18 protein-coding genes are annotated in these 20,834 nt (G+C 67.4%); 12 read left to right on the top strand and 6 right to left on the bottom strand.

Annotated features, from left to right (window positions below):
- The first annotated feature begins 9 nt into the window (after positions 1-9).
- Positions 10-1,002 carry a hydrolase gene (locus KSS95_RS04440; protein ID WP_217851999.1) on the top strand — a complete coding sequence of 331 codons (993 nt, stop codon included), beginning with the start codon at positions 10-12 and terminating at the stop codon, positions 1,000-1,002.
- 85 nt (positions 1,003-1,087) lie between these two features.
- Here KSS95_RS04440 and KSS95_RS04435 read toward each other — a convergent pair whose 3' ends face one another.
- The gene (locus tag KSS95_RS04435) at positions 1,088-1,942 is read right to left on the bottom strand and encodes a sulfurtransferase (protein ID WP_217851997.1); all 855 of its coding nucleotides are present in this window, start codon (positions 1,940-1,942) and stop codon (positions 1,088-1,090) included.
- A gap of 34 nt (positions 1,943-1,976) precedes the next feature.
- Positions 1,977-2,642, bottom strand: coding sequence for a TetR/AcrR family transcriptional regulator (locus KSS95_RS04430; protein ID WP_217851995.1), 666 nt, complete (start codon positions 2,640-2,642; stop codon positions 1,977-1,979).
- A gap of 170 nt (positions 2,643-2,812) precedes the next feature.
- Between KSS95_RS04430 and KSS95_RS04425 the strand changes: the two genes are divergently transcribed.
- The 6 genes from KSS95_RS04425 (at position 2,813) to ggt (ending at position 9,010) form a co-directional block, all read left to right on the top strand.
- Positions 2,813-4,243 (top strand): coniferyl aldehyde dehydrogenase, encoded by a 1,431-nt coding sequence (locus KSS95_RS04425; protein ID WP_217851994.1) that lies wholly within the window; start codon positions 2,813-2,815, stop codon positions 4,241-4,243.
- The gene (locus KSS95_RS04420) at positions 4,243-4,728 is read left to right on the top strand and encodes a twin-arginine translocation pathway signal protein (protein WP_217851992.1); all 486 of its coding nucleotides are present in this window, start codon (positions 4,243-4,245) and stop codon (positions 4,726-4,728) included. The genes KSS95_RS04425 and KSS95_RS04420 overlap by 1 nt, the downstream gene beginning before the upstream one ends.
- Positions 4,729-4,778: 50 nt before the next feature.
- Positions 4,779-6,377 carry a GMC family oxidoreductase gene (locus KSS95_RS04415; protein ID WP_217851990.1) on the top strand — a complete coding sequence of 533 codons (1,599 nt, stop codon included), beginning with the start codon at positions 4,779-4,781 and terminating at the stop codon, positions 6,375-6,377.
- A gap of 111 nt (positions 6,378-6,488) precedes the next feature.
- Positions 6,489-6,968: a pantetheine-phosphate adenylyltransferase gene (gene coaD, locus KSS95_RS04410; protein WP_134691301.1), complete on the top strand. Its 480-nt coding sequence runs from the start codon at positions 6,489-6,491 to the stop codon at positions 6,966-6,968.
- 108 nt (positions 6,969-7,076) lie between these two features.
- Entirely contained in the window at positions 7,077-7,328 is a 252-nt protein-coding gene (locus KSS95_RS04405) for a YfhL family 4Fe-4S dicluster ferredoxin (protein WP_011531711.1), read from the top strand.
- Complete coding sequence (ggt, locus tag KSS95_RS04400; RefSeq protein ID WP_217851989.1) at positions 7,328-9,010, top strand: gamma-glutamyltransferase; 1,683 nt, start codon at positions 7,328-7,330, stop codon at positions 9,008-9,010. Before KSS95_RS04405 ends, ggt begins: the two co-directional genes overlap by 1 nt.
- 75 nt (positions 9,011-9,085) lie before the next feature.
- Here ggt and mutM read toward each other — a convergent pair whose 3' ends face one another.
- Entirely contained in the window at positions 9,086-9,898 is an 813-nt protein-coding gene (gene mutM / locus KSS95_RS04395; RefSeq protein ID WP_217851987.1) for a bifunctional DNA-formamidopyrimidine glycosylase/DNA-(apurinic or apyrimidinic site) lyase, read from the bottom strand.
- Between the two features lie 3 nt (positions 9,899-9,901).
- A complete protein-coding gene (locus tag KSS95_RS04390) occupies positions 9,902-10,720 on the bottom strand; it encodes an HDOD domain-containing protein (protein ID WP_217853930.1) in 819 nt (272 codons plus the stop codon).
- A 432-nt stretch (positions 10,721-11,152) separates the two neighbouring features.
- On the opposite strand from KSS95_RS04390, the gene KSS95_RS04385 reads away from it, so the two are divergent.
- Together KSS95_RS04385 and ilvD are read left to right on the top strand one after the other, a co-directional pair.
- The gene (locus KSS95_RS04385) at positions 11,153-12,349 is read left to right on the top strand and encodes a class I SAM-dependent rRNA methyltransferase (protein WP_217851985.1); all 1,197 of its coding nucleotides are present in this window, start codon (positions 11,153-11,155) and stop codon (positions 12,347-12,349) included.
- A gap of 274 nt (positions 12,350-12,623) precedes the next feature.
- On the top strand, positions 12,624-14,465 hold the full coding sequence (gene ilvD, locus KSS95_RS04380) for a dihydroxy-acid dehydratase (RefSeq protein WP_217851983.1): 1,842 nt from the start codon (positions 12,624-12,626) through the stop codon (positions 14,463-14,465).
- 143 nt (positions 14,466-14,608) lie between these two features.
- On the opposite strand, the gene KSS95_RS04375 is transcribed toward ilvD, so the two are convergent.
- Positions 14,609-15,664 carry an HAD family hydrolase gene (locus KSS95_RS04375; RefSeq protein ID WP_217853929.1) on the bottom strand — a complete coding sequence of 352 codons (1,056 nt, stop codon included), beginning with the start codon at positions 15,662-15,664 and terminating at the stop codon, positions 14,609-14,611.
- A 247-nt stretch (positions 15,665-15,911) separates the two neighbouring features.
- Here KSS95_RS04375 and KSS95_RS04370 point away from each other — a divergent pair, with 247 nt between their 5' ends.
- Positions 15,912-17,303, top strand: a complete 1,392-nt coding sequence (locus KSS95_RS04370; protein WP_217851982.1) for an L-cystine transporter — start codon at positions 15,912-15,914, stop codon at positions 17,301-17,303.
- A gap of 111 nt (positions 17,304-17,414) precedes the next feature.
- Here the strand turns inward: KSS95_RS04370 and KSS95_RS04365 are convergent, their stop codons facing one another.
- Entirely contained in the window at positions 17,415-17,930 is a 516-nt protein-coding gene (locus KSS95_RS04365) for a dihydrofolate reductase (RefSeq protein ID WP_217851980.1), read from the bottom strand.
- A gap of 54 nt (positions 17,931-17,984) precedes the next feature.
- Here KSS95_RS04365 and KSS95_RS04360 point away from each other — a divergent pair, with 54 nt between their 5' ends.
- On the top strand, positions 17,985-19,376 hold the full coding sequence (locus KSS95_RS04360) for a DUF2868 domain-containing protein (RefSeq protein WP_217851978.1): 1,392 nt from the start codon (positions 17,985-17,987) through the stop codon (positions 19,374-19,376).
- On the top strand, positions 19,369-20,733 hold the full coding sequence (locus tag KSS95_RS04355) for a GTPase/DUF3482 domain-containing protein (protein WP_217851976.1): 1,365 nt from the start codon (positions 19,369-19,371) through the stop codon (positions 20,731-20,733). The genes KSS95_RS04360 and KSS95_RS04355 overlap by 8 nt, the downstream gene beginning before the upstream one ends.
- The last annotated feature ends 101 nt before the right edge of the window (positions 20,734-20,834 follow it).

Genomic DNA, 20,834 nt, shown 5'->3' with positions numbered 1-20,834 from the left:
GCCCCCAGCATGTCCAGCCTCAGCGCCACCTTCCGCCCGGCCACCGGCCTGTCCAACCCCCACCTGCAAACCTTGTGGGGGCCACTGTGGCGCAAACTCCCCGACCTGCCACGCCAACGCGAACGCCTGTGGCTGGCTGACGGCGACTTCCTCGACCTCGACTGGCACGGCCCGCACCGGCCTGACGCACCGCTGGTGCTGGTACTGCACGGCCTGACCGGCTCATCCCACTCGCCCTACGTCAAAGGCTTGCAGCAAGCGCTGCAGGCGCACGGCTGGGCCAGCGTCGCGCTGAACTGGCGCGGGTGCTCGGGCGAGCCCAACCTGCTGCCACGCAGCTACCACTCCGGCGCCAGCGAAGACCTGGCCGAGACCCTCCGGCACCTGCGCGCCCAGCGACCGCTGGCGCCGCTGTATGCAGTGGGTTACTCGCTGGGCGGCAACGTACTGCTCAAGTACCTGGGGGAAAGTGGCTCGGCCAGCTTGCTGGAGGCGGCGGTGGCAGTGTCGGTGCCGTTTCGCCTGGACCAGTGCGCCGACCGCATCGGCCAGGGTTTCTCGAAGGTCTACCAGGCGCATTTCATGCGCGAGATGCGTGGCTACGTGCACAACAAGCAGCGGCTTTTTCGCGACCAGGGCCACCACGAAGGGCTGGCCGCGCTCGAACGCCTTGGCTCGCTGCGCAACCTGCGCACGTTCTGGGATTTCGACGGGCGAGTCACTGCGCCGCTCAATGGTTTCAACGACGCCCACGATTACTACCGGCGGGCCTCAAGCCGCTATTACCTGGGCGAAAACCGCACGCCGACGCTGATCATCCACGCCAGCGACGATCCATTCGTGTTCGGCCACAGCCTGCCGAGTGCCAATGAGCTGGCCACAGGGACGCAGTTCGAACTGCACAGCCGGGGTGGCCACGTTGGCTTCGTGGACGGCAGCCTGCGTAACCCGGGGTATTACCTGGAACGACGGATTCCACAGTGGCTGCTGCAGGGGCGGTGACTCTGCAGCAGCCAGCCTTGCTGGTGAATGGGCCTGCTGGCAAGGCTGCGCCTTGCATCGCCAGCAAGGCTCCTACAGGTCCAGGTCAGTCGCCGGTCGCCACGGGGTGTTGCGGCTCATTGATCCACTCGCTCCAGGAACCTGCGTACAGCCGCCCCAACGGATAGCCCGCCAGCGCCAGGGCGAACAGGTTGTGGCAAGCGGTCACGCCCGAGCCGCAGTAGGCCACCAGCTGCTCCGGCGAGCGATCGCCCAGTTTTTCGGCAAAACGCTGCTTGAGTTGCACGGCCGGCAGGAAGCGCCCGTCGGCACCGAGGTTGTCGGTAAACGCCGCGCACTGCGCCCCCGGAATATGCCCAGCCACCGGGTCGATTGGCTCCACCTCGCCACGAAAACGCGGCAGCCCGCGGGCATCGATCAAGGTCAGCGCCGGGTCGCCCAGGCGCTTGGCCAGGTGCTCGGCGTCGACCAACAGTTTCATGTCTGGCTCACCGCTGAACGTGCCCTCGCGCCGTGGCGGCGGGTCGAGGCTCAGCGGCAGGTGCGCGGCATGCCAGGCCTTGAGCCCGCCATCGAGGATGAACACCGCGCTGCGCTTGCCCAACCAGGCCAGCAACCACCAGGCACGGGCGGCATAAGCCCCTGGGCCGTCGTCGTAGAGCACCACCTGGCTGTCGTCGTCCAGCCCCCACTCGCGCAGGCGCTCGACCAGCCGGTGCGGGTCTGGCAACGGGTGCCGCCCGGTGCGGCCCTTGACCACCGGCCCGCTCAGGTCGCGTTCCAGGTCGGCGAAGTGCGCCCCGGCGATATGCCCTTGGGCATAGCTGCGTTGGCCGTAGTCGACATCTTCCAGGGCAAAGCGACAATCGAGGATCACCAGGCCGGGCGCGTCCAGGCGCTCGGCCAGTTGCTGCGGGGTGATCAGTTGCGCAAGGGGCATGACAATCTCCTGACAGGTGGCTCGATGGCCCTGGCTAGTGCTCCAGGGCCTGGTTGAAGGGAACGTGGAACTCGTCGCACAGGGCATCCACCGCACCGCGCGAGGCCGGGGTGACAAACCCCAGCTCCAGCACCAGCACCTGGTACACGCCGCGTTTGAACGCTTCCTCGCCCAGGTGCGCGCTATGCTCGCGGGTGGTGCTGAGAAAACGCACCCAGGAGGTCAGCACGATCCAGGCATTGATGGTCAGCGATTCGATCTGCGCAGCCTCCATGGCCAGGATCCCGGCCTCGACGAAACCACGGTAGATCGCCTGGCCCTGCTGCAGGCAGCGCCGCGAGAAGCGCCGGTAGCGGGCGGCCAGCTCTGGGTCGCTGTCGAGCAGGTGCTCGAGGTCGCGGTGCAGGAAACGGTAGTTCCACATCGCCGCCAGCAGCGCCTTGAGGTAGAAACGCTTGTCCTCGACGGTGGCGACGCGGCCCTGGGGCGGGCGCAAAAAACTGTCGACCAGCTCTTCGTACTGGCTGAACAGCAAGGCGATGATCGCCTGCTTGTTGGGGAAGTGGTAGTACAGGTTGCCGGGCGAAATTTCCATGTGCGCGGCAATGTGGTTGGTACTGACACTGCGCTCGCCCTGCTGGTTGAACAGCTCCAGGCTGTTCTGCACGATGCGCTCTCGGGTCTTCATGCGCGGGGCCATGCTCAGCTCCAGTCTCCGGGCGTTCAAGTGATGGGGCATCTTACGGGCTATTGCCCGGTAACGTCAGGGCCGGGCTGCACGAATGTCCGTTGATCTGGCAGAAAAAACACTCTCCCTGGAAAGAATTAGAGTATAGGCTCTATTCACTTCCAGCCACGGGTGTCCGCGCCATGACCTCGATCACCACCCCACCTCCTGTTGCATCCGACCTCGGGCTGGAGGCGATGTTCGCCGCCCAGCGCCAGGCGTTCGTCGACAACCCCATGCCGCCGGCCGCGCAACGCCGGCAGTGGTTGAAAAGCCTGCGCGAAGCCCTGGTGAATGAGCAGCAAGCGCTGATCGCGGCCATCGACAGCGACTTTTCCGGGCGCAGCCGCGACGAGACCCTGATCGCCGAACTGCTGCCCTCGGTGCAGGGCCTGCGCCATGCCGAGCGCCACCTGCAGCGCTGGATGCGACCATCACGGCGGCGCGCGGGCCTGGCGTTCCAGCCGGCCAGCGCCAAGGTGCTGTACCAGCCGCTGGGGGTGGTGGGGGTGATCGTGCCGTGGAACTACCCGCTGTTTCTCGCCATCGGCCCGCTGACCGGCGCCCTGGCCGCCGGCAACCGGGTGATGCTCAAGCTCAGCGAGGCCACCCCGGCCACCGGCCTGCTGCTCAAGGCGTTGCTCGAGCGGGTGTTCCCCGCCGACCTGGTCAGCGTGGTGCTGGGCGAGGTGGAGGTGGGCCAGGCTTTCTCGCGCCTGCCCTTCGACCACCTGCTGTTCACCGGCGCCACCGGCGTGGGCCGCCATGTCATGCAGGCCGCGGCGCACAACCTCACCCCGGTGACCCTCGAGCTGGGCGGCAAGTCGCCGGCCATCGTCTCGCAGCAGGTGCCCCTGGACACCGCCGCCGAACGCATCGCCTTCGGCAAGCACCTCAACGCTGGGCAGACCTGCGTCGCCCCCGACTACGTGCTGGTGCCGCGCAACCGCCTGGGCGCCTTCGCCGAGGCCTACCAGCGCGCCGTGCGCCGGCAGTTCCCGCGGGTTACCGACAACCCTGACTACACCCGCATCATCAACCCACGCCAGTTGCAGCGCCTCGAGCACCTGCTGGCCGACGCCCGCGCCCGCGGCGCCCAGGTGCTCGACCTGTACCCCGACGAGCCCCGCCAGGGCCGCTGCCTGCCGCCACACCTGCTGCTTGAGGTGAACGACGACATGCAGGTGATGCACGAGGAGATCTTCGGCCCGCTGCTGCCGCTGGTGCCCTACGACAGCCTCGACCAGGCGCTGGCCTACATCAACCAGCGCCCGCGGCCGTTGGCCCTGTACTACTTCGGCTACGACCGCGCCGAGCAGGCGCGGGTGCTGCGCGACACCCACTCCGGCGGGGTGTGCCTCAACGACACCCTGTTGCACGTGGCCCAGGACGACCTGCCGTTCGGCGGCATCGGCCCGTCGGGTATGGGCCACTACCATGGCCACGAGGGTTTCCTGACCTTCAGCAAGGCCAAGGCGGTGCTGGCCAAGCAGCGCATCAATGCGGCCCGGCTGATCTACCCACCCTATGGCAAGGCCTTGCAACGCCTGGTCTACAAGCTGTTCATCCGCTGATGCAGCGCCGCGAGCTGCTGCGCCTGGGCATGGGCGCCACGCTGTTCCTGGGCGCCACCAGCCTGCTCGGGTGCGCCCAGCAGACGCCCGCGAGCGGCTACCACGCGCTGCGCGAGGACGACCTGGCGCTGCTGCGGGCGTTGATCCCGGTGGTGCTGGCCGGCACCCAGGCAGCCCCCGAGCTGGTGCTGCATAGCCTCGACCACAAGCTGGCAGCACTGTCGCCGGCCATGCTCAAGCTCAGCCGGCAATTGTTCGATGTGCTGAGCCTGCCCCTGACCCGCGGGCCGTTGACCGGGGTCTGGGGCAGTTGGGCAAGCGCTGACGCCACGCAGGTCGAGGCGTTTCTGCAACGCTGGCGCGACAGTTCACTGGACCTGCTGCGCCAGGGACATGCGTCGTTGCTGCAATTGCTGTTGATGGCCTGGTACGAGCGCCCCGAAGCCTGGGCGGCCTGCGGCTACCCCGGGCCACCCAGGATCTGACTCATCGCGCCCATGGTTTCAACCACCCGATAGCTGCCAGAGAGAAGCCCATGCCCGTGCCAGACCCGTTTCGCCAAGGCCTCGAACGAGGCTGGATCACCCATGACGGTTCACGCCTGGAGCAGGACCAGACCCTCGAGGCCGACGTCGCCGTGATCGGCAGCGGCGCGGGCGGCGCCACCACTGCCGAGCTGCTCAGCGCCGCCGGGCTGAAGGTGCTGCTGATCGAGGAAGGCCCGCTGAAAACCAGCAGCGACTTCCACCTGCTGGAAAACCAGGCCTACGCCGACCTCTACCAGGAAGGCCTCGGGCGCCTGAGCAAGGATGGCGCCATCACCATCCTCCAGGGCCGGGCGGTGGGCGGCACCACCCTGGTCAACTGGACCTCGAGCTTTCGCACCCCACCCCAGACCCTGGAGCACTGGGCCCGGGAACACGCAGTCGAAGGCCTCGACAGTGCCACCATGGCACCCTGGTTCGCGCGCATGGAGCAACGCCTGGGCATCAGCCCCTGGGCGCTGCCGCCGAACGCCAACAACGACGTGCTGCGCCGTGGCTGCGAGGCCCTCGGCCATCGCTGGGCGGTGATCCCGCGCAATGTGCGCGGCTGCTGGAACCTGGGTTATTGCGGCATGGGCTGCCCGGTCAACGCCAAGCAGTCGATGCTGGTGACCAGCATCCCCGCCACCCTGGACAACGGCGGCGCGCTGCTCTACCTGGCCCGCGCCGAACGTTTCAGCCACGACGGCCAGCGCATCGACCACCTGCAATGCCAGGCCCTCGACGCCCAGGGCATCCAGCCCAGCGGCCGCCAGGTGCGCGTGCGTGCCCGCCACTACGTGCTGGCCGGCGGCGGCATCAACAGCCCGGCCTTGCTGCTGCGCTCCCAGGCGCCAGACCCGCACCAGCGCCTGGGCAAACGCACCTTCCTGCACCTGGTCAATTTCAGCGCCGCGCAGTTCGGGGCACGCATCGACCCTTACTACGGCGCCCCGCAGTCGATCTACAGCGACCAGTTCCAATGGCAGGCGGGCGTCACCGGTCCGGTCGGCTACAAGCTCGAGGTGCCGCCGCTGCACCCGGCGCTGGCCAGCACCCTGCTGGGCGGCCATGGCCAGGACAACGCCCTGCGCATGGCCGAGCTGCCCCACACCCATGTGATGCTGGCGCTGCTGCGCGACGGCTTCCACCCCGACAGCCCCGGCGGCCAGGTGGAACTGCGCGGCGACGGCTCGCCCGTGCTCGACTACCCGGTGACCGACTACCTGCGCGACGGTTTGCGTCGCGCCTGGCACAGCATGGCGCAGATCCAGTTCGCCGCCGGTGCCCGCAGGGTGTTGCCGGTGCACGGCGACGCCCGCTATGTCGACACGCTCGGGCAAGCCCAGGTGATGATCGACCAGTTGCCCCTGCAACTGTTGCGCATGCGCCTGGGCAGCGCCCATGTGATGGGCGGCTGCGCCCTCGGCGAAGACCCGCGCCAGGCCGTGTGCGACAGCCTCGGCCGCCACCACCAGCTGGAAAACCTGTCGATCCACGATGGTTCGCTGTTCCCCACCAGCATCGGCGCCAACCCGCAATTATCGGTGTATGCCCTGGCCGCGCGGCTCAGTGACGCGCTGATCGGCCGCCTGGCAGCACGCGCATGACAGCCAATGGCCGTACTGTCTATAGTGCCATCGGCCGGCCACGCGACTTGGCCGGGCGCAATCGCTGCGCTACCATCCGACTCCCCAACGCACTCCAGCCAGGATGACGCGATGAACCGAGTGTTGTACCCGGGTACTTTCGACCCCATTACCAAAGGCCATGGCGACCTGGTCGAACGCGCCTCGCGGCTGTTCGACCACGTGATCATCGCCGTGGCGGCCAGCCCCAAGAAAAACCCCCTGTTCCCGCTGGAACAACGGGTCGAGCTGGCCCGCGAGGTCACCAAGCACCTGCCCAATGTCGAAGTCATCGGCTTCTCCACCCTGCTGGCGCACTTCGCCAAGGAGCAGGGCGCCAATGTCTTCCTGCGTGGCCTGCGCGCGGTCTCCGACTTCGAGTACGAGTTCCAGCTGGCCAACATGAACCGCCAGCTGGCGCCGGACGTCGAAAGCCTGTTCCTGACGCCATCGGAGCGCTACTCGTTCATTTCCTCGACCCTGGTCCGGGAAATCGCCGCGCTGGGTGGTGATATCACCAAGTTCGTCCACCCGGCGGTGGCCGACGCGCTGACCGAGCGCTTCCGCAAGTAAGCCACGGGGCAGGATGTCGCGCCCGCGTGCACTGCGGGCGCGAATCCGGCACAATTGCCCCCATCGCTTTGAAACATGCCCGGGCCCGACGCCCAGGCCGGAGTCCCCATGTCCCTGATCATCACCGACGATTGCATCAACTGCGACGTCTGCGAACCCGAGTGCCCGAACGCCGCCATCTCGCAAGGCGAAGAGATCTACGTGATCGACCCGAACCTGTGCACCCAGTGCGTGGGCCACTACGACGAGCCACAGTGCCAGCAGGTCTGCCCGGTCGACTGCATCCCGCTGGATGAAGCCCACCCGGAAACCGAAGACGAGCTGATGGCCAAGTACCGCCGGATCACCGGCAAGGCCTGATGCCGTTCGTCGCCGCAATACGCCGCGTAGCCCTCGGCGCCGTCCTGGCGCTGCTGGCCAGCGGTGCCCTGGCCGCAGGCCCGGGCCGCTCGGCGATCGCCAGCCCGCACCACGAAGCCACCGCGGCGGCGCAGCACATCCTGCAGCAGGGCGGTAACGCCTTCGACGCCGCGGTGGCCATCAGCGCCGCACTGGCCGTGGTCGAGCCCTATGGCTCGGGCCTGGGCGGCGGCGGTTTCTTCCTGTTGCGCGAAGCGGGCGACACGCCGCGCTATGCCTTCCTCGACGCGCGCGAGCGCGCGCCCGCCGCTGCGCGTGCCGATATGTACCTCAAGGACGGCAAGGTGCAGCCGGGCCTGTCGATCAACGGCCCGCTGGCGGCCGCCATTCCCGGCCTGCCCCAGGCCCTGGCCGACCTCGCCGCCACCCACGGCAAGCTGCCGCTCAAGGACAGCCTGGCCCCGGCCATTCGCCTGGCCAACCAGGGCTTTGCCGTCGACCGCATCTACCGCGACCGCGCCACCATGCGCCTGAACGCCCTGCGTGACGACGCCGAGAGCGCCCGGCTGTTCCTCGCCGGCAATGACGTACCGGCCCTGGGCACGCTGATCCGCCAGCCGGAGCTGGCCACCACCCTGCAGCGCATGGCCGAGCACGGTCGCGACGGTTTCTATCGCGGCCCGCTGGCCAAGCGCCTGGTCGATGGCGTGCGCCAGGCCGGCGGCATCTGGACCCTGGACGACCTGGCCGCTTACCGCAGCGCCTGGCGCGAGCCGTTGCGCTACCCACTGGCCGAGCAGCGCGAGCTGATCAGCAGCCCACCGCCCTCGGCCGGCGGCATCGCCCTGGCCCAGAGCCTGGCCATGCTCCAGCGCCTGCCCTGGCAGAGTGCCGAGCCGGTGCAGCGCAGCCACTACGTAGTCGAGGTGCTGCGCCGCGCCTACCGCGACCGCGGCCTGCTGGGCGACCCGGACTATGTCAGCAATCCGGTCAATCGCCTGCTGGCGCGGCACTACCTGACCGGCCTGGCCGACAGTATCGAGGTGCACCAGGCCACGCCGAGCAGCGCCCTGCCGCCCTCGCCGGCCTGGCGCGAAGGCGACCACACCACGCATTTCTCGGTGATCGACGCCCAGGGCAATGCCGTCTCGGCCACGCTGTCGGTCAACCTGCCGTTTGGCGCGGCCTTCAGCGTGCCCGGCACCGGCCTGGTGCTGAACAACGAAATGGACGATTTCGCCGCCGATCCTGGCGGCAGCAACAGCTACGGGCTGGCGGGCAGCCAGGCGAATGCCGTGGCGGCGGGCAAGCGGCCATTGTCGAGCATGAGCCCGACCTTCATCGAAAGCCCCGGCCAGTTCGCCAGCTTCGGCACCCCTGGCGGCAGCCGCATACCCAGCATGGTGCTGCTATCGGTCATGGGTCTGCTCGAAGGCAGGCCAGTGGCCGAGTGGCCGGCGACGCCGCGCTATCACCATCAGTACCTGCCGGATGTGCTGGAGCATGAGCCGGGGACGTTCAGTGCACGGCAGAAGGCCGAACTTGAAGAGCGCGGGTATCGGCTGAAGGATGTCGGGCGCCAGTATGGAAATCAGCAGGTGCTGTATTGGGACAAGGCTGGCGGGACCGTGGAGGCGGCCAGTGATCCGCGAGGCGTGGGGCAGTCAGCAACAGGCTACTGAGCCCTCGGCCCTTGCGCCGGCAAGCCGGCTCCTACAGATTCCCATCAGGCCGCCCCTGCAGGCTCCGTACTGACGCTAGCGCTGGCATTTCGGGCAGAACACGCTGGCCCGCTGCCCCAGCTTCACCTCGCGCAGCTCGGTGCCGCACAGCTTGCACGGCTGCCCACCGCGCCCATACACGAACAACTCCTGCTGGAAATACCCCGGCTGGCCATCGCCGCCGATGAAGTCGCGCAAGGTGGTGCCGCCCTGCTCGATGGCCGCCGCCAGCACGCGCTTGATCTCGATCGCCAGCTTCAGGTAACGCGCCCGGGAAATCCCGCCCGCCTCGCGGCGCGGGTCGATACCGGCGGCGAACAACGCCTCGGTGGCGTAGATGTTGCCCACCCCCACCACCACCGCGTTGTCCATGATGAACGGCTTGACCGCCATCGACCGCCCGCGCGACAGCTGGAACAGGCGTTCGCCGTCGAACAGCTCGGTCAACGGCTCCGGCCCCAGGCGCAAGAGCAGTTCATGGTTGAGCGGGTCGAGGCTCCAGAGCATGGCGCCAAAGCGCCGCGGGTCGGTGTAGCGCAGCATCAGCCCCGACTCCAGCTCGATATCCACATGCTCGTGCTTGGCCGCCGGCAACCCCAGCTCGACCAGGCGCAGGTTGCCCGACATGCCCAGGTGGCTGATCAGCGTGCCGACCTCGGCGTTGATCAACAGGTACTTGGCCCGGCGCTCGACACTGACGATCCGCTGCCCCGACAGGCGCACGTCGAGGTCTTCCGGAATCGGCCAGCGCAGGCGCCGGTCGCGCACCACCACGCGGCTGACCCGCTGGCCTTCCAGGTGCGGAGCGATACCGCGCCGGGTGGTCTCGACCTCTGGTAGTTCCGGCATGGTTCAGTGCCCGCCCATTTCGCGAATGTTCTGCTTGAGCTGCTCGAAGTCGTATTCGGTCAGGCCAATGTAGTCCAGCACCAGCGGGCCGACCATGTTCCATTCGTGATCGACGCTCTGGTTGCCCAGGACCCGGTACGAGGCGCAGATGTGCTCGGACATCTTCAGTACCGCCAACAGGTTCTTCAGCTGGGTCTGGGTGTTGCGTGAGGACTCGTCGCGGAACACCGCCAGGGCGTTGTGGTGGTTGGCGATGGCCGCGCTGATGTGCTCCGGCAGGCGCCAGGACTTGGCGGTGAAGTAGCCGACCACCGAATGGTTGGTGTTGAACACGCGGTTCTCGGTGTCCACCACGCGCACTTCATCGCTGGCCTTGGCGTAGGACTCCTCCAGCACTTCCATGTAGTTGGGGAAGCGCTTGTGCATCAGCGGCACGCCGCAATCGTGGAACAGGCCCAGGGTGTAGGCCTCGTCCACCGCCTGGATGCCGGTGCGCTTGGCCAGGGTCAGGCAGGTCATGGCCACGTCCTGGGCGGTGTCCCAGAACGGGTTGAGGGTAACGATGGTCTCGTCGCTCATCTCGCCCTTGATCGACTGCGCGTTGATCAGGTTGATGATCGAACGGCTACCCAGCAGGTTCACCGCGCGCTGGATCGAACCGATCTTATTCGCCAGGCCGAACTGCGCCGAATTGACCAGCTTGAGCAAGGCGCCGGACAGGCCTGGGTCCTGGGCGATCAACTTGGCGATGGTTTCCAGGTCCGGGTCGGGCATGTACTGCTCGAACTGCAGGTCGACCATGATCTGCGGCTGCGGCGGAATGGTAATGCCCTGCAGGGCTTGCTGGATCTGTTCGGCGGTAAGTTCCTGGGACATGCGTGCACTCTCGCTGGGGACGGGGGATTCTAACCCTGTACTCCGGCAGGGTAACTATCAGTGGATCGTTGGATCCAAGAATTTCTTTAGCGCTGTCGGAGCCAGCCTTGCTGGCGAACACCGGCAAGGCCGGTGCCATGCACTGCGGCGTCTGGTTCGCCAGCATGCGTCGCGATGGGGCGCGCAGCGGCCCCAGGTTTCAGCAGCGCCGCATGGAGTGCGCTCACCCGCGGCTCGCATACACCTCCTGACCGGCCCAACCGGACCTGTAGGAGCGGTCCCTACAGGATGAAGCGATAACCTCACGCTTGGTCGCAGGCGACAGCGAATCCGGGGCCGACGCGGTATACTCCCGCTCTTTTTTCCCGGAGCGACGTCATGTCCCTGCCCAGCCTTCGTCTCAAAGCCAACGCCGACCGCCGCCTGCGCGCCGGCCACCTGTGGGTCTACAGCAATGAAGTAGACGTTGCCGCGACCCCGCTGCAGGGCCTGAAGGCCGGCCAGCAGGCCATTCTCGAAAGCGCCAGCGGCAAGCCCCTGGGCGTGGTGGCCGTGAGCCCGAACAACCTGATCTGCGCCCGCCTGCTGTCGCGCGACGCCAAGCTGCCCCTGGACAAGTCGCTGCTGGTGCACCGCCTGAACGTGGCCCTGTCGCTGCGCGAGCGCCTGTTCGACAAACCGTGCTACCGCCTGGTGTACGGCGATTCCGACCTGCTCCCCGGCCTGGTGGTCGACCGCTTCTTCGACATCCTTGTGGTGCAACTGGCCTCGGCCACCATGGAAGCGCACAAGGACGAGGTGATCGCCGCCCTGGTCCAGGTGCTCAAGCCCAGCGGCATCCTGTTCAAGAACGACTCCGCCGCCCGTGACGCCGAAGGCCTCGGGCGCTATGTCGAGACCGTCTACGGCGAAGTACCGGACTGGGTGGCGCTGGAAGAGAACGGCGTCAGGTTCGAGGCCCCGGTACGCGAAGGGCAGAAGACCGGCTGGTTCTACGACCACCGCATGAACCGCGCGCGCCTGGCCCCCTACGTCAAGGGCAAGCGCGTGCTCGACCTGTTCAGCTACATCGGTGGCTGGGGCGTGCAGGCCGGCGCGTTCGGCGCCAGCGAAGTGTTCTGCGTGGATGCCTCGGGCTTCGCCCTGGACGGCGTCGAGCGCAACGCCGCGCTGAACGGTATCAGCGAGAAGCTGACCTGCATCGAAGGCGATGTGTTCGAGGCCCTGCGCGAGCTGAAGGCCGCCGAGGAGCGCTTCGACGTGATCATTGCCGACCCACCCGCCTTCATCAAGCGCAAGAAAGACCTGAAAAACGGCGAAGCGGCCTACCGCCGCCTCAACGAACAGGCCATGCGCATGCTGAACAAGGACGGCATCCTGGTCAGCGCCTCGTGCTCGATGCACCTGCCCGAGGACGACCTGCACAACATCCTGCTGACCAGCGCCCGCCACCTGGACCGCAACCTGCAGTTGCTCGAACGCGGCGGCCAGGGCCCGGACCATCCGGTACACCCGGCGATCGCCGAGACCCGCTACATCAAGAGCATCACCTGCCGCTTGCTGCCAAACAGCTGATCCCTGCCAAAAAGGGCCGCCGAGCGGCCCTTTCCTGCTGCAAACTCCCCGCCAAGCCTGCACATCTGCATTCCCTCACCGCGCCAGCGGTGTAGAATCGGCCTATTCATCGCCAGTCATCCCCGGCGGGTTTATGAGCTCTGGTCGAGCCTGCGGCGATCCCGCGCGGTCCTTCGACGCCCATCCTTGCCTGTGGCAACCGGCCCTCGGCGCATGAGGACAAGAGAAGCTCACTCCCCTATTAGTGACCTGATTAAGCCGCCAGGAGCGCTCCATGCCTGATTATCGTTCCAAGACCTCCACCCAGGGCCGCAACATGGCCGGCGCGCGTGCCCTGTGGCGCGCCACCGGGATGAAGGACGAAGACTTCAAGAAGCCGATCATCGCCATCGCCAACTCGTTCACCCAGTTCGTCCCGGGCCACGTGCACCTGAAGGACTTGGGCCAGTTGGTCGCCCGCGAGATCGAACGCGCCGGTGGCGTGGCGAAAGAGTTCAACACCATCGCCGTGGACGACGGCATCGCCATGGGCCACGACGGCATGCTCTATTCGCTGCCCAGCCGCGAGATCATCGCCGACGCCGTCGAGTACATGGTCAACGCCCACTGCGCCGACGCCATCGTGTGCATTTCCAACTGCGACAAGATCACCCCCGGCATGCTGATGGCCGCCCTGCGCCTGAACATCCCGGTGATCTTCGTTTCCGGCGGCCCGATGGAAGCCGGCAAGACCAAGCTGGCCAGCCATGGCCTGGACCTGGTCGACGCCATGGTCATCGCCGCCGACTCCACCGCCAGCGACGAGAAGGTCGCCGAGTACGAGCGCAGCGCCTGCCCGACCTGCGGCTCGTGCTCCGGCATGTTCACCGCCAACTCGATGAACTGCCTGACCGAAGCCTTGGGTCTCGCCCTGCCGGGCAACGGCTCGACCCTGGCCACCCACGCCGATCGCGAGCAGCTGTTCCTCACCGCCGGCCGTACCATCGTCGAGCTGTGCAAACGCTACTACGGCGAGAACGACGAATCGGTGCTGCCGCGCAGCATCGCCAACTTCAAGGCGTTCGAGAACGCCATGATGCTCGACATCGCCATGGGTGGCTCGACCAACACCATCCTGCACCTGCTGGCCGCCGCCCAGGAAGGCGAGGTGGCATTCGACCTGCGCGACATCGATCGCCTGTCGCGCAAGGTGCCGCAGCTGTGCAAGGTGGCGCCGAATATCCAGAAGTACCACATGGAAGACGTGCACCGCGCTGGCGGCATCTTCAGCATCCTCGGCTCGCTGGCCCGCGGCGGCCTGCTGCACACCGACCTGCCGACCGTGCACAGCCGCAGCATGGAAGAGGCCATCGCCAAGTGGGACATCACCCAGACCGATGACGAAGCCGTGCACACCTTCTTCAAGGCAGGCCCGGCCGGCATCCCTACGCAAACCGCCTTCAGCCAGTCGACCCGTTGGGAAACCCTCGACGACGACCGCGAAAACGGCTGCATCCGCAGCGTCGAGCACGCCTACTCGCAAGAGGGCGGCCTGGCCGTGCTGTACGGCAACATCGCCCTGGACGGTTGCGTGGTGAAGACCGCCGGGGTCGACGACTCGATCCTGGTGTTCGAAGGCACCGCGAAGATCTTCGAAAGCCAGGACAGCGCCGTGCGCGGCATCCTCGCCGACGAAGTGAAGGCCGGCGACATCGTGATCATCCGCTACGAAGGCCCGAAAGGCGGCCCGGGCATGCAAGAGATGCTCTACCCGACCTCGTACCTGAAGTCCAAGGGCCTGGGCAAGGCCTGCGCCCTGCTCACCGACGGCCGCTTCTCCGGCGGCACCTCGGGCCTGTCCATTGGCCACGCCTCGCCGGAAGCGGCCGCAGGCGGCGCCATCGGCCTGGTGCAGGACGGCGACAAGGTGCTGATCGACATCCCCAACCGCTCGATCAACCTGCTGGTCAGCGACGACGAGCTGGCCGCACGCCGCATCGAGCAGGACAAGAAGGGCTGGAAGCCAGCCGAAGTACGCCCACGCAAGGTGACCACCGCGCTGAAGGCCTACGCCCTGCTGGCCACCAGCGCCGACAAGGGCGCGGTGCGCAACAAGGCGATGCTCGAGGGGCTGTGAGGCTTTGAAGGCATGAAAAAACCGGCGCCTGGTGCGCCGGTTTTTTTATTGCCTGTACCGGCCTCTTCGCCGGCAAGCCGGCTCCTACAGGGTCGGCACATGACCTGTAGGAGCCGGCTTGCCGGCGAAGGGAGCAACACCGATTACTGTATTTGCTCGGGCGTGACGATCACCCAGTTCTTGTCCGCCGTCACCGGCAAGCCTTGCTTGGCCTGCGCCGCCGCGTTCTTCGCGATCATGCCGTTCAACTGGTCCATGTACTTGGCCTTGCGGTTGATCCACAGGTGGATGCCGCCCTTGCTCACGTCGACACCGTGGAACTGCATGTAGCCATCGCTGGTTGGCGTGTCGCCACCCACCAACACCGGTTTCTTCCACTCATCGATGTAGGTGAGGATGGCCGCCTGCTTGCCGGCCATCCAGGTCGCCGGGGTCCACAGGTAGGGGGTCAGTTCGAGGCGCTGGTTGGCCTTGGGGTCGTAGTGCCCGGCGCTGATCTGCTTGCGCGCGGTGGTCAGCGCGCCGCTCTGGCGATCCTTGAGCAGCAGGCTGACACCGATGACGTTCTGCGGTTTGACGTTGTAGCCGTACTTGGGGTCGGCGGCGACCATGCGCACCAGCTCTTCGGACGCCGCCGAGATCACATAGACCTCGATGCCGTTCTCCATCAGCTTGTTGTACAGCTCGGTCTGCCCGGCAAACACCTTGGGCGGCTGCACTTCGGTGGTCTTGACCTGGTCGCCGTCGAAGTAGGTCGCCGGCACCGGCTTGCCCGAAGCCATCAGCTCATCGACCTGGACCTTCAGCTCCTCGAGAGTGAAACCGGAGAACACCTGGGCCACCCACGGGTAGCAGACCATGTCGTCGACTTCGCACAGGCGGTTGTAGTAGCTGAACAGGCTCTCCTTGTGCTCGGCGGTGTCCTTGAACGGCATCAGCTTGAGCGAAGGGTCGAGCTTGTCGCGGCTCAGCAGGCCCTTGTTCTCCATGAACGGCAGCAATGCCTCCTCAAGGTCGAAGCGGTAGCTGGTGTTGTCCATGTCGAACACCGCATAGTTGCCCTGGTTGGCATTGGCGGCAATCATCGCATCCAGCTGTTTCGCGGCCTCGGCGGGCCAGTGCTTGAGCTCGGTGGCCGCCCAGCTGTTGGCGCTGAGCAGCAAGGCCAGGCTGGCGGCGAGGATTCTCGGAGCAGACATCATGTGCAGTTCTCCCAAAGACGTGGCCGCTCAACCCTAGACCCGATTCGTGACAGCCAGACGCTCGACACCGACCCCGACGCAACCGCAAACGCCATGTTGATTGCCAATAACGACAGGTCGTTATTCCATAAACGACTATGCAAATTACTTTTGGGTATAAATTCGTTTGTTTTCAGGCTGTTAGCATTTCCGTTCGTAATCGCTCACAGAGGCGATGCCTCTTCTGCCTTTTTCTGGAGCTTCAATGAACCTGCCCCTGTCACTCAACCTGCTGGCGTTCCTGGCCCTGCTGCTGGGCCTGGCACAAACCCGCCGCACCGACTGGAGCCTGGCTAAAAAGGTCCTGCTCGGCCTGGTGCTGGGCGTGCTCTTCGGCCTGGTCCTGCACACGCTGTACGGCGCGGGCCACCCGGTGCTCAAGGCCACCATCGCCTGGCTCGACCTGGTCGGCAACGGCTACGTCGGCCTGCTGCAGATGATCGTCATGCCGCTGATCTTCGCCTCGATCCTCAGCGCCGTGACCCGCCTGCACAACGCCTCGTCACTGGGCCGGATCAGCGTGCTGAGCATTGGCACCCTGCTGCTGACCACCGCTATCGCCGCCCTGATCGGCATCGCCCTGACCAACCTGTTCGGCCTCAGCGCCGAGGGCCTGGTGGCTGGCGTCCAGGAAAGCGCTCGCCTGCAAGCCATCCACAACGACTACGCGGGCAAGGTCGCCGACCTCAACATCCCGCAGCTGCTGCTGTCGTTCGTGCCGAGCAACCCGGTGGGCGACCTGGCCCGGGCCAAGCCGACCTCGATCATCAGCGTGGTGATCTTCGCCGTGTTCCTGGGCCTTGCCGCCTTGCAACTGATCAAGGACGACAAGGACAAAGGCGAACGCGCGCTGGCGGCCATCGACGTGCTGCAGGCCTGGGTGATGCGCCTGGTGCGCCTGGTGATGAAGCTCACCCCCTACGGCGTGCTGGCACTGATGACCAAGGTGGTGGCCAGCTCCAACCTGGAGGACATCCTCAAGCTGGGCAGCTTCGTGGTGGTTTCGTACATCGGCCTGGGCCTGATGTTCGTGGTCCACGGGGTGATCCTGGCGCTGACCGGGGTCAGCCCGCTGCGCTTCTTGCGCAAGGTCTGGCCGGTGCTGACCTTCGCCTTCACCAGCCGCTCCAGCGCTGCCAGCATCCCGCTGAGCATCGAGGCGCAGACCCTGCGCCTGGGCGTGCCGCAGTCGATCGCCAGCTTCAGCGCCTCGTTCGGCGCCACCATCGGCCAGAACGGCTGCGCCGGCCTGTACCCGGCGATGCTGGCGGTGATGGTCGCCCCGGCGGTGGGCATCGACACCTTCGACCCGCTGTGGATCGCCACCTTGGTGGCCATCGTCACCCTCAGCTCGGCCGGCGTCGCCGGGGTCGGTGGCGGCGCCACCTTCGCCGCGCTGATCGTGCTGCCGGCCATGGGCCTGCCGGTGGAACTGGTGGCGCTGCTGATCTCGGTGGAACCGCTGATCGACATGGGCCGCACGGCGCTGAACGTGAATGGGTCGATGACCGCTGGCGTGGTCACCAGCCAGTTGCTCAAACAGACCGACCAGCAGGTGCTGGGCGGCGATGAGCACGCCGAGTTGAACCATTCCTGAGGCCGCATTCGCCGGCAAAGCCGGCGCCTACAGCTTAATTGCGCCGCTCCGATTATTCCCTGTAGGAGCGGCCATGCGTCGCCAGAGGGCTGCGCAGCAGCCCCAGCAACCTCAAGCCCTGTCCCAGACCTCGAAGTGATAGGCAGGCTTGCCCTCTTCAGCCTGTGCCGCGCTCGAGGCCAGGTGCCACTGGCTGTTGTCGAACTCGGGGAACCAGGCATCCCCCTGCGGCGACAGCTCCACCCGGGTCAGGTACATCCGGCTCACCAGCCCCTTCTCCAGCGCCTGCGCATACAGCTGCGCGCCACCGATCAGCATCAGCTCATCGATACCCTGCTCCCGCGCCCACTGCTCGGCACGTACCAGCGCCTGCTCCAGCGAGGCGAACACCTCGGCGCCTTCGAGCTGCAGCCCCGGCTGGCGGCTGACCACGATATTCAAGCGCCCCGGCAGCGGCCGGCCCAGTGAGTCCCAGGTCTTGCGCCCCATGATGATCGGCTTGCCCAGGGTGGTGGCCTTGAAGTACTTGAAATCCCCCGGCAGGTGCCAGGGCATGGAGTTGTCGATGCCGATCACACGGTTCTCGGCGAGCGCCGCGATCAGGCTGAGGGGGAGTGATGTATTCATGCCGGCGAGGATAGCACCGGGCACGTGGGTTATGCTTGCGCCCTGACCTGTGCAATGGAAGAGCTTGTGACCGCACTGACGCCACTCGACAAGCGCTGGCTCACCGAAGCGGTGCGCCTGCGCGAGGAACACGCCGGCCCCCTGGAAGACCAGGAGGCCAACCGCCGCGCCCGCCAGCAAGGCGGCGACCTGGCAACGCGCATCGAAACCCGCGCCCTGTGGCTGGCCGAGCGCGACGGCATGAGCACGGCGCTGCAACACTGGAAACAGGGCGCGCGCCTGGCGCTGCTGGCCCTGCTGCTGTTCGCCGGGCTCAGCGGCGCTGGCCTCGGCATGGCGGCCTTGGGCGACGGCCAGCGCCCGGTCAACGTGTTCTGGGCCCTGGGCAGCCTGCTCGGGGTCAACCTGCTGTTGCTGGTCGGCTGGGCGCTGGGTTTGCTCTTCGCGGGCGACCAAGGCGCGCCGCTGGGACGCTTGTGGCTGTGGCTGAGCGAGCGCTTCGCCCGCGACGCCAAGGCCGCGCAACTGGCCCCGGCGCTGCTGGTGTTGCTGCAGCGCCAGCGCCTGAACCGCTGGCTGCTCGGCCTGTTGGTGCATGGCCTGTGGCTGCTGGCGATGCTCAGCGCCCTGGGCATGCTCCTGGCACTGCTGGCGACGCGGCGCTACGGTTTCGTCTGGGAAACCACGCTGCTGGCCGCCGAACCCTTCATTGGCCTGACCCAGGCCCTGGGCGCCCTGCCCGCGCTGCTCGGTTTCAACGTGCCGGACGCCGCGATGATCCGTGCCAGCGGCGACAGCCTGCCGGCCCTCGACCTGGCACGCCAGGCCTGGGCCAGCTGGCTGCTCGGCGTGGTGCTGGTCTACGGCCTGCTGCCGCGCCTGGCGCTGGCCGCGTTGTGCCTGTGGCGTTGGCGCCAGGGCCGCGCGCGCCTGGCCCTGGACCTCAACCTGCCCGGTTACGCGCCGCTGCGCGACGCGCTGATGCCGCGCAGCGAACGCATCGGCGTGCAGGACGCCGCCCCCGAGGCATTGCCCCACTTCGCGGCCGGCCAGCTGGAAAGCGGCAGCAGCGGCGCCCTGCTGGTTGGCCTGGAGCTGGATAACCAGCGCCCCTGGCCCCCGGCCCTGCCCAAGGGCGTGGTCGATGCCGGCGTGCTCGACAGCCGCGAATCGCGCAACAAGCTGCTGGAGCAACTCGGCCGCTTCCCGCCGGCACGCCTGGCCATCGCCTGCGACCCGCAGCGCTCGCCGGACCGCGGCAGCCTGGCGCTGCTCGCCGAGCTTGCGCGCAATGCCGGCGCCACGCGCGTCTGGCTGTTGCAGGCAGCGCCTGGCCAGGCCCTGGACGCCGCGCGCCTGGGCGACTGGCACGCAGCGCTCGACCGCCTCGGCCTGGCCCACGCCGACACCTCGCCCCTGACCTGGCTGGAGCATGGCCATGACTGAGCCGCTGAAACTGGCCGTGGTCGGCCATACCAATGTCGGCAAGACTTCGCTGCTGCGCACCCTGACCCGCGATGTCGGCTTCGGCGAGGTCTCGCACCGCCCCAGCACCACCCGCCATGTCGAAGGCGCGCGCCTGTCGGTGGATGGCGAGCCGCTGCTGGAGCTGTACGACACCCCGGGCCTGGAAGACGCCATCGCCCTGCTCGACTATCTCGAGCGCCTGGAACGGCCGGGCGAACGCCTGGACGGCCCAGCCCGCCTGGAGCGCTTCCTGCAGGGCAGCGAGGCGCGCCAGCGTTTCGAGCAGGAAGCCAAGGTGCTGCGCCAGTTGCTGGCGAGCAACGCCGGCCTGTACGTGATCGACGCCCGGGAGCCGGTGCTGGCCAAGTACCGCGACGAACTGCAGGTGCTGGCCGGCTGCGGCAAGCCGCTGCTGCCGGTGCTCAACTTCGTCGCCAGCCAGCACCACCGTGAGCCGCAATGGCGTGAGGCCCTGGCCCGCCTGGGCCTGCACGCGCTGGTGCGGTTCGACAGCGTGGCCCCACCCGAGGACGGCGAGCGCCGCCTCTACGAAAGCCTGGCCCTGCTGCTGGAGGAGGCCCGCCCAGCCCTGCAACGGCTGATCGACGACCAGCAGGCCCAGCGCCTGGCCCGCCAGCACAGCGGCAAGCGCCTGATCGCCGAATTGCTGCTCGACTGCGCCGCCTGCCGGCGCGCCGTCGCCGCGGAACCGGCCGCCGAGGCCCAGGCCATCGAGGCCCTGCGTCAGGACGTGCGCCAGCGCGAGCAGCGCTGCGTCGAGGCGCTGCTCAAGCTCTACGCCTTCCGCCGCGAAGATGCCAACGCCGGTGACCTGCCGTTGCTCGACGGCCGCTGGGGCGATGACCTGTTCAACCCCGAGACCTTGAAGCTGCTGGGCGTGCGCCTGGGCAGCGGCGTGGCCGCAGGTGCGGCGGCGGGGGCGGGGGTAGACCTGCTGGTGGGTGGCCTGACCCTCGGCGCCGCCGCCCTGGCCGGGGCGATTGCCGGCGGCGCGCTGCAGACCGCGCGCAACTATGGATCGCGGCTGATGGGCAAGCTCAAGGGGCAGCGTGAGCTGACCGTGGACGACACGGTGTTGCGCTTGTTGGCGCTGCGTCAGCAGCAGCTGATGGTGGCATTGGAGGGGCGTGGGCATGCGGCGCAGGACAGCATTCGCCTGGCGGCGCCGGATGCCACGAGCTGGCGCGAGGGCAAGCTGCCCGAGGCGCTGAGCAAGGCGCGAGCGCATCCGCAGTGGTCGACGCTCAATCCCGGGGCCAAGGTCAACCAGGCCGAGCGCCAGGAGCAGCTGGATGCCCTGGTAGAGGAGCTGTAGACGGCGCCAATGCGTTCGTGGCTGACCACACCATAGCCGCCCATGTCTTCGCCGTCGCAGAGCACTGGCATGCTCCTGAGGCACGGAATGTTCGCCGGCAA

Origin of the sequence: Pseudomonas muyukensis (genome assembly GCF_019139535.1) — a bacterium.
GTDB lineage: Bacteria > Pseudomonadota > Gammaproteobacteria > Pseudomonadales > Pseudomonadaceae > Aquipseudomonas > Aquipseudomonas muyukensis.
This window is presented reverse-complemented; position numbering and strand designations above follow the sequence as displayed.

Bases quoted from the DNA above. Each gene is read 5' to 3' on its own strand.
- KSS95_RS04440 (WP_217851999.1), top strand. From the start codon at position 10: ATGTCCAGCCTCAGCGCCACCTTCCGCCCGGCCACCGGCCTGTCCAAC.
- KSS95_RS04435 (WP_217851997.1), bottom strand. From the start codon at position 1,942: ATGCCCCTTGCGCAACTGATCACCCCGCAGCAACTGGCCGAGCGCCTG.
- KSS95_RS04430 (WP_217851995.1), bottom strand. From the start codon at position 2,642: ATGGCCCCGCGCATGAAGACCCGAGAGCGCATCGTGCAGAACAGCCTG.
- KSS95_RS04425 (WP_217851994.1), top strand. From the start codon at position 2,813: ATGACCTCGATCACCACCCCACCTCCTGTTGCATCCGACCTCGGGCTG.
- KSS95_RS04420 (WP_217851992.1), top strand. From the start codon at position 4,243: ATGCAGCGCCGCGAGCTGCTGCGCCTGGGCATGGGCGCCACGCTGTTC.
- KSS95_RS04415 (WP_217851990.1), top strand. From the start codon at position 4,779: ATGCCCGTGCCAGACCCGTTTCGCCAAGGCCTCGAACGAGGCTGGATC.
- coaD (WP_134691301.1), top strand. From the start codon at position 6,489: ATGAACCGAGTGTTGTACCCGGGTACTTTCGACCCCATTACCAAAGGC.
- KSS95_RS04405 (WP_011531711.1), top strand. From the start codon at position 7,077: ATGTCCCTGATCATCACCGACGATTGCATCAACTGCGACGTCTGCGAA.
- ggt (WP_217851989.1), top strand. From the start codon at position 7,328: ATGCCGTTCGTCGCCGCAATACGCCGCGTAGCCCTCGGCGCCGTCCTG.
- mutM (WP_217851987.1), bottom strand. From the start codon at position 9,898: ATGCCGGAACTACCAGAGGTCGAGACCACCCGGCGCGGTATCGCTCCG.
- KSS95_RS04385 (WP_217851985.1), top strand. From the start codon at position 11,153: ATGTCCCTGCCCAGCCTTCGTCTCAAAGCCAACGCCGACCGCCGCCTG.
- ilvD (WP_217851983.1), top strand. From the start codon at position 12,624: ATGCCTGATTATCGTTCCAAGACCTCCACCCAGGGCCGCAACATGGCC.
- KSS95_RS04375 (WP_217853929.1), bottom strand. From the start codon at position 15,664: ATGTCTGCTCCGAGAATCCTCGCCGCCAGCCTGGCCTTGCTGCTCAGC.
- KSS95_RS04370 (WP_217851982.1), top strand. From the start codon at position 15,912: ATGAACCTGCCCCTGTCACTCAACCTGCTGGCGTTCCTGGCCCTGCTG.
- KSS95_RS04365 (WP_217851980.1), bottom strand. From the start codon at position 17,930: ATGAATACATCACTCCCCCTCAGCCTGATCGCGGCGCTCGCCGAGAAC.
- KSS95_RS04360 (WP_217851978.1), top strand. From the start codon at position 17,985: ATGGAAGAGCTTGTGACCGCACTGACGCCACTCGACAAGCGCTGGCTC.
- KSS95_RS04355 (WP_217851976.1), top strand. From the start codon at position 19,369: ATGACTGAGCCGCTGAAACTGGCCGTGGTCGGCCATACCAATGTCGGC.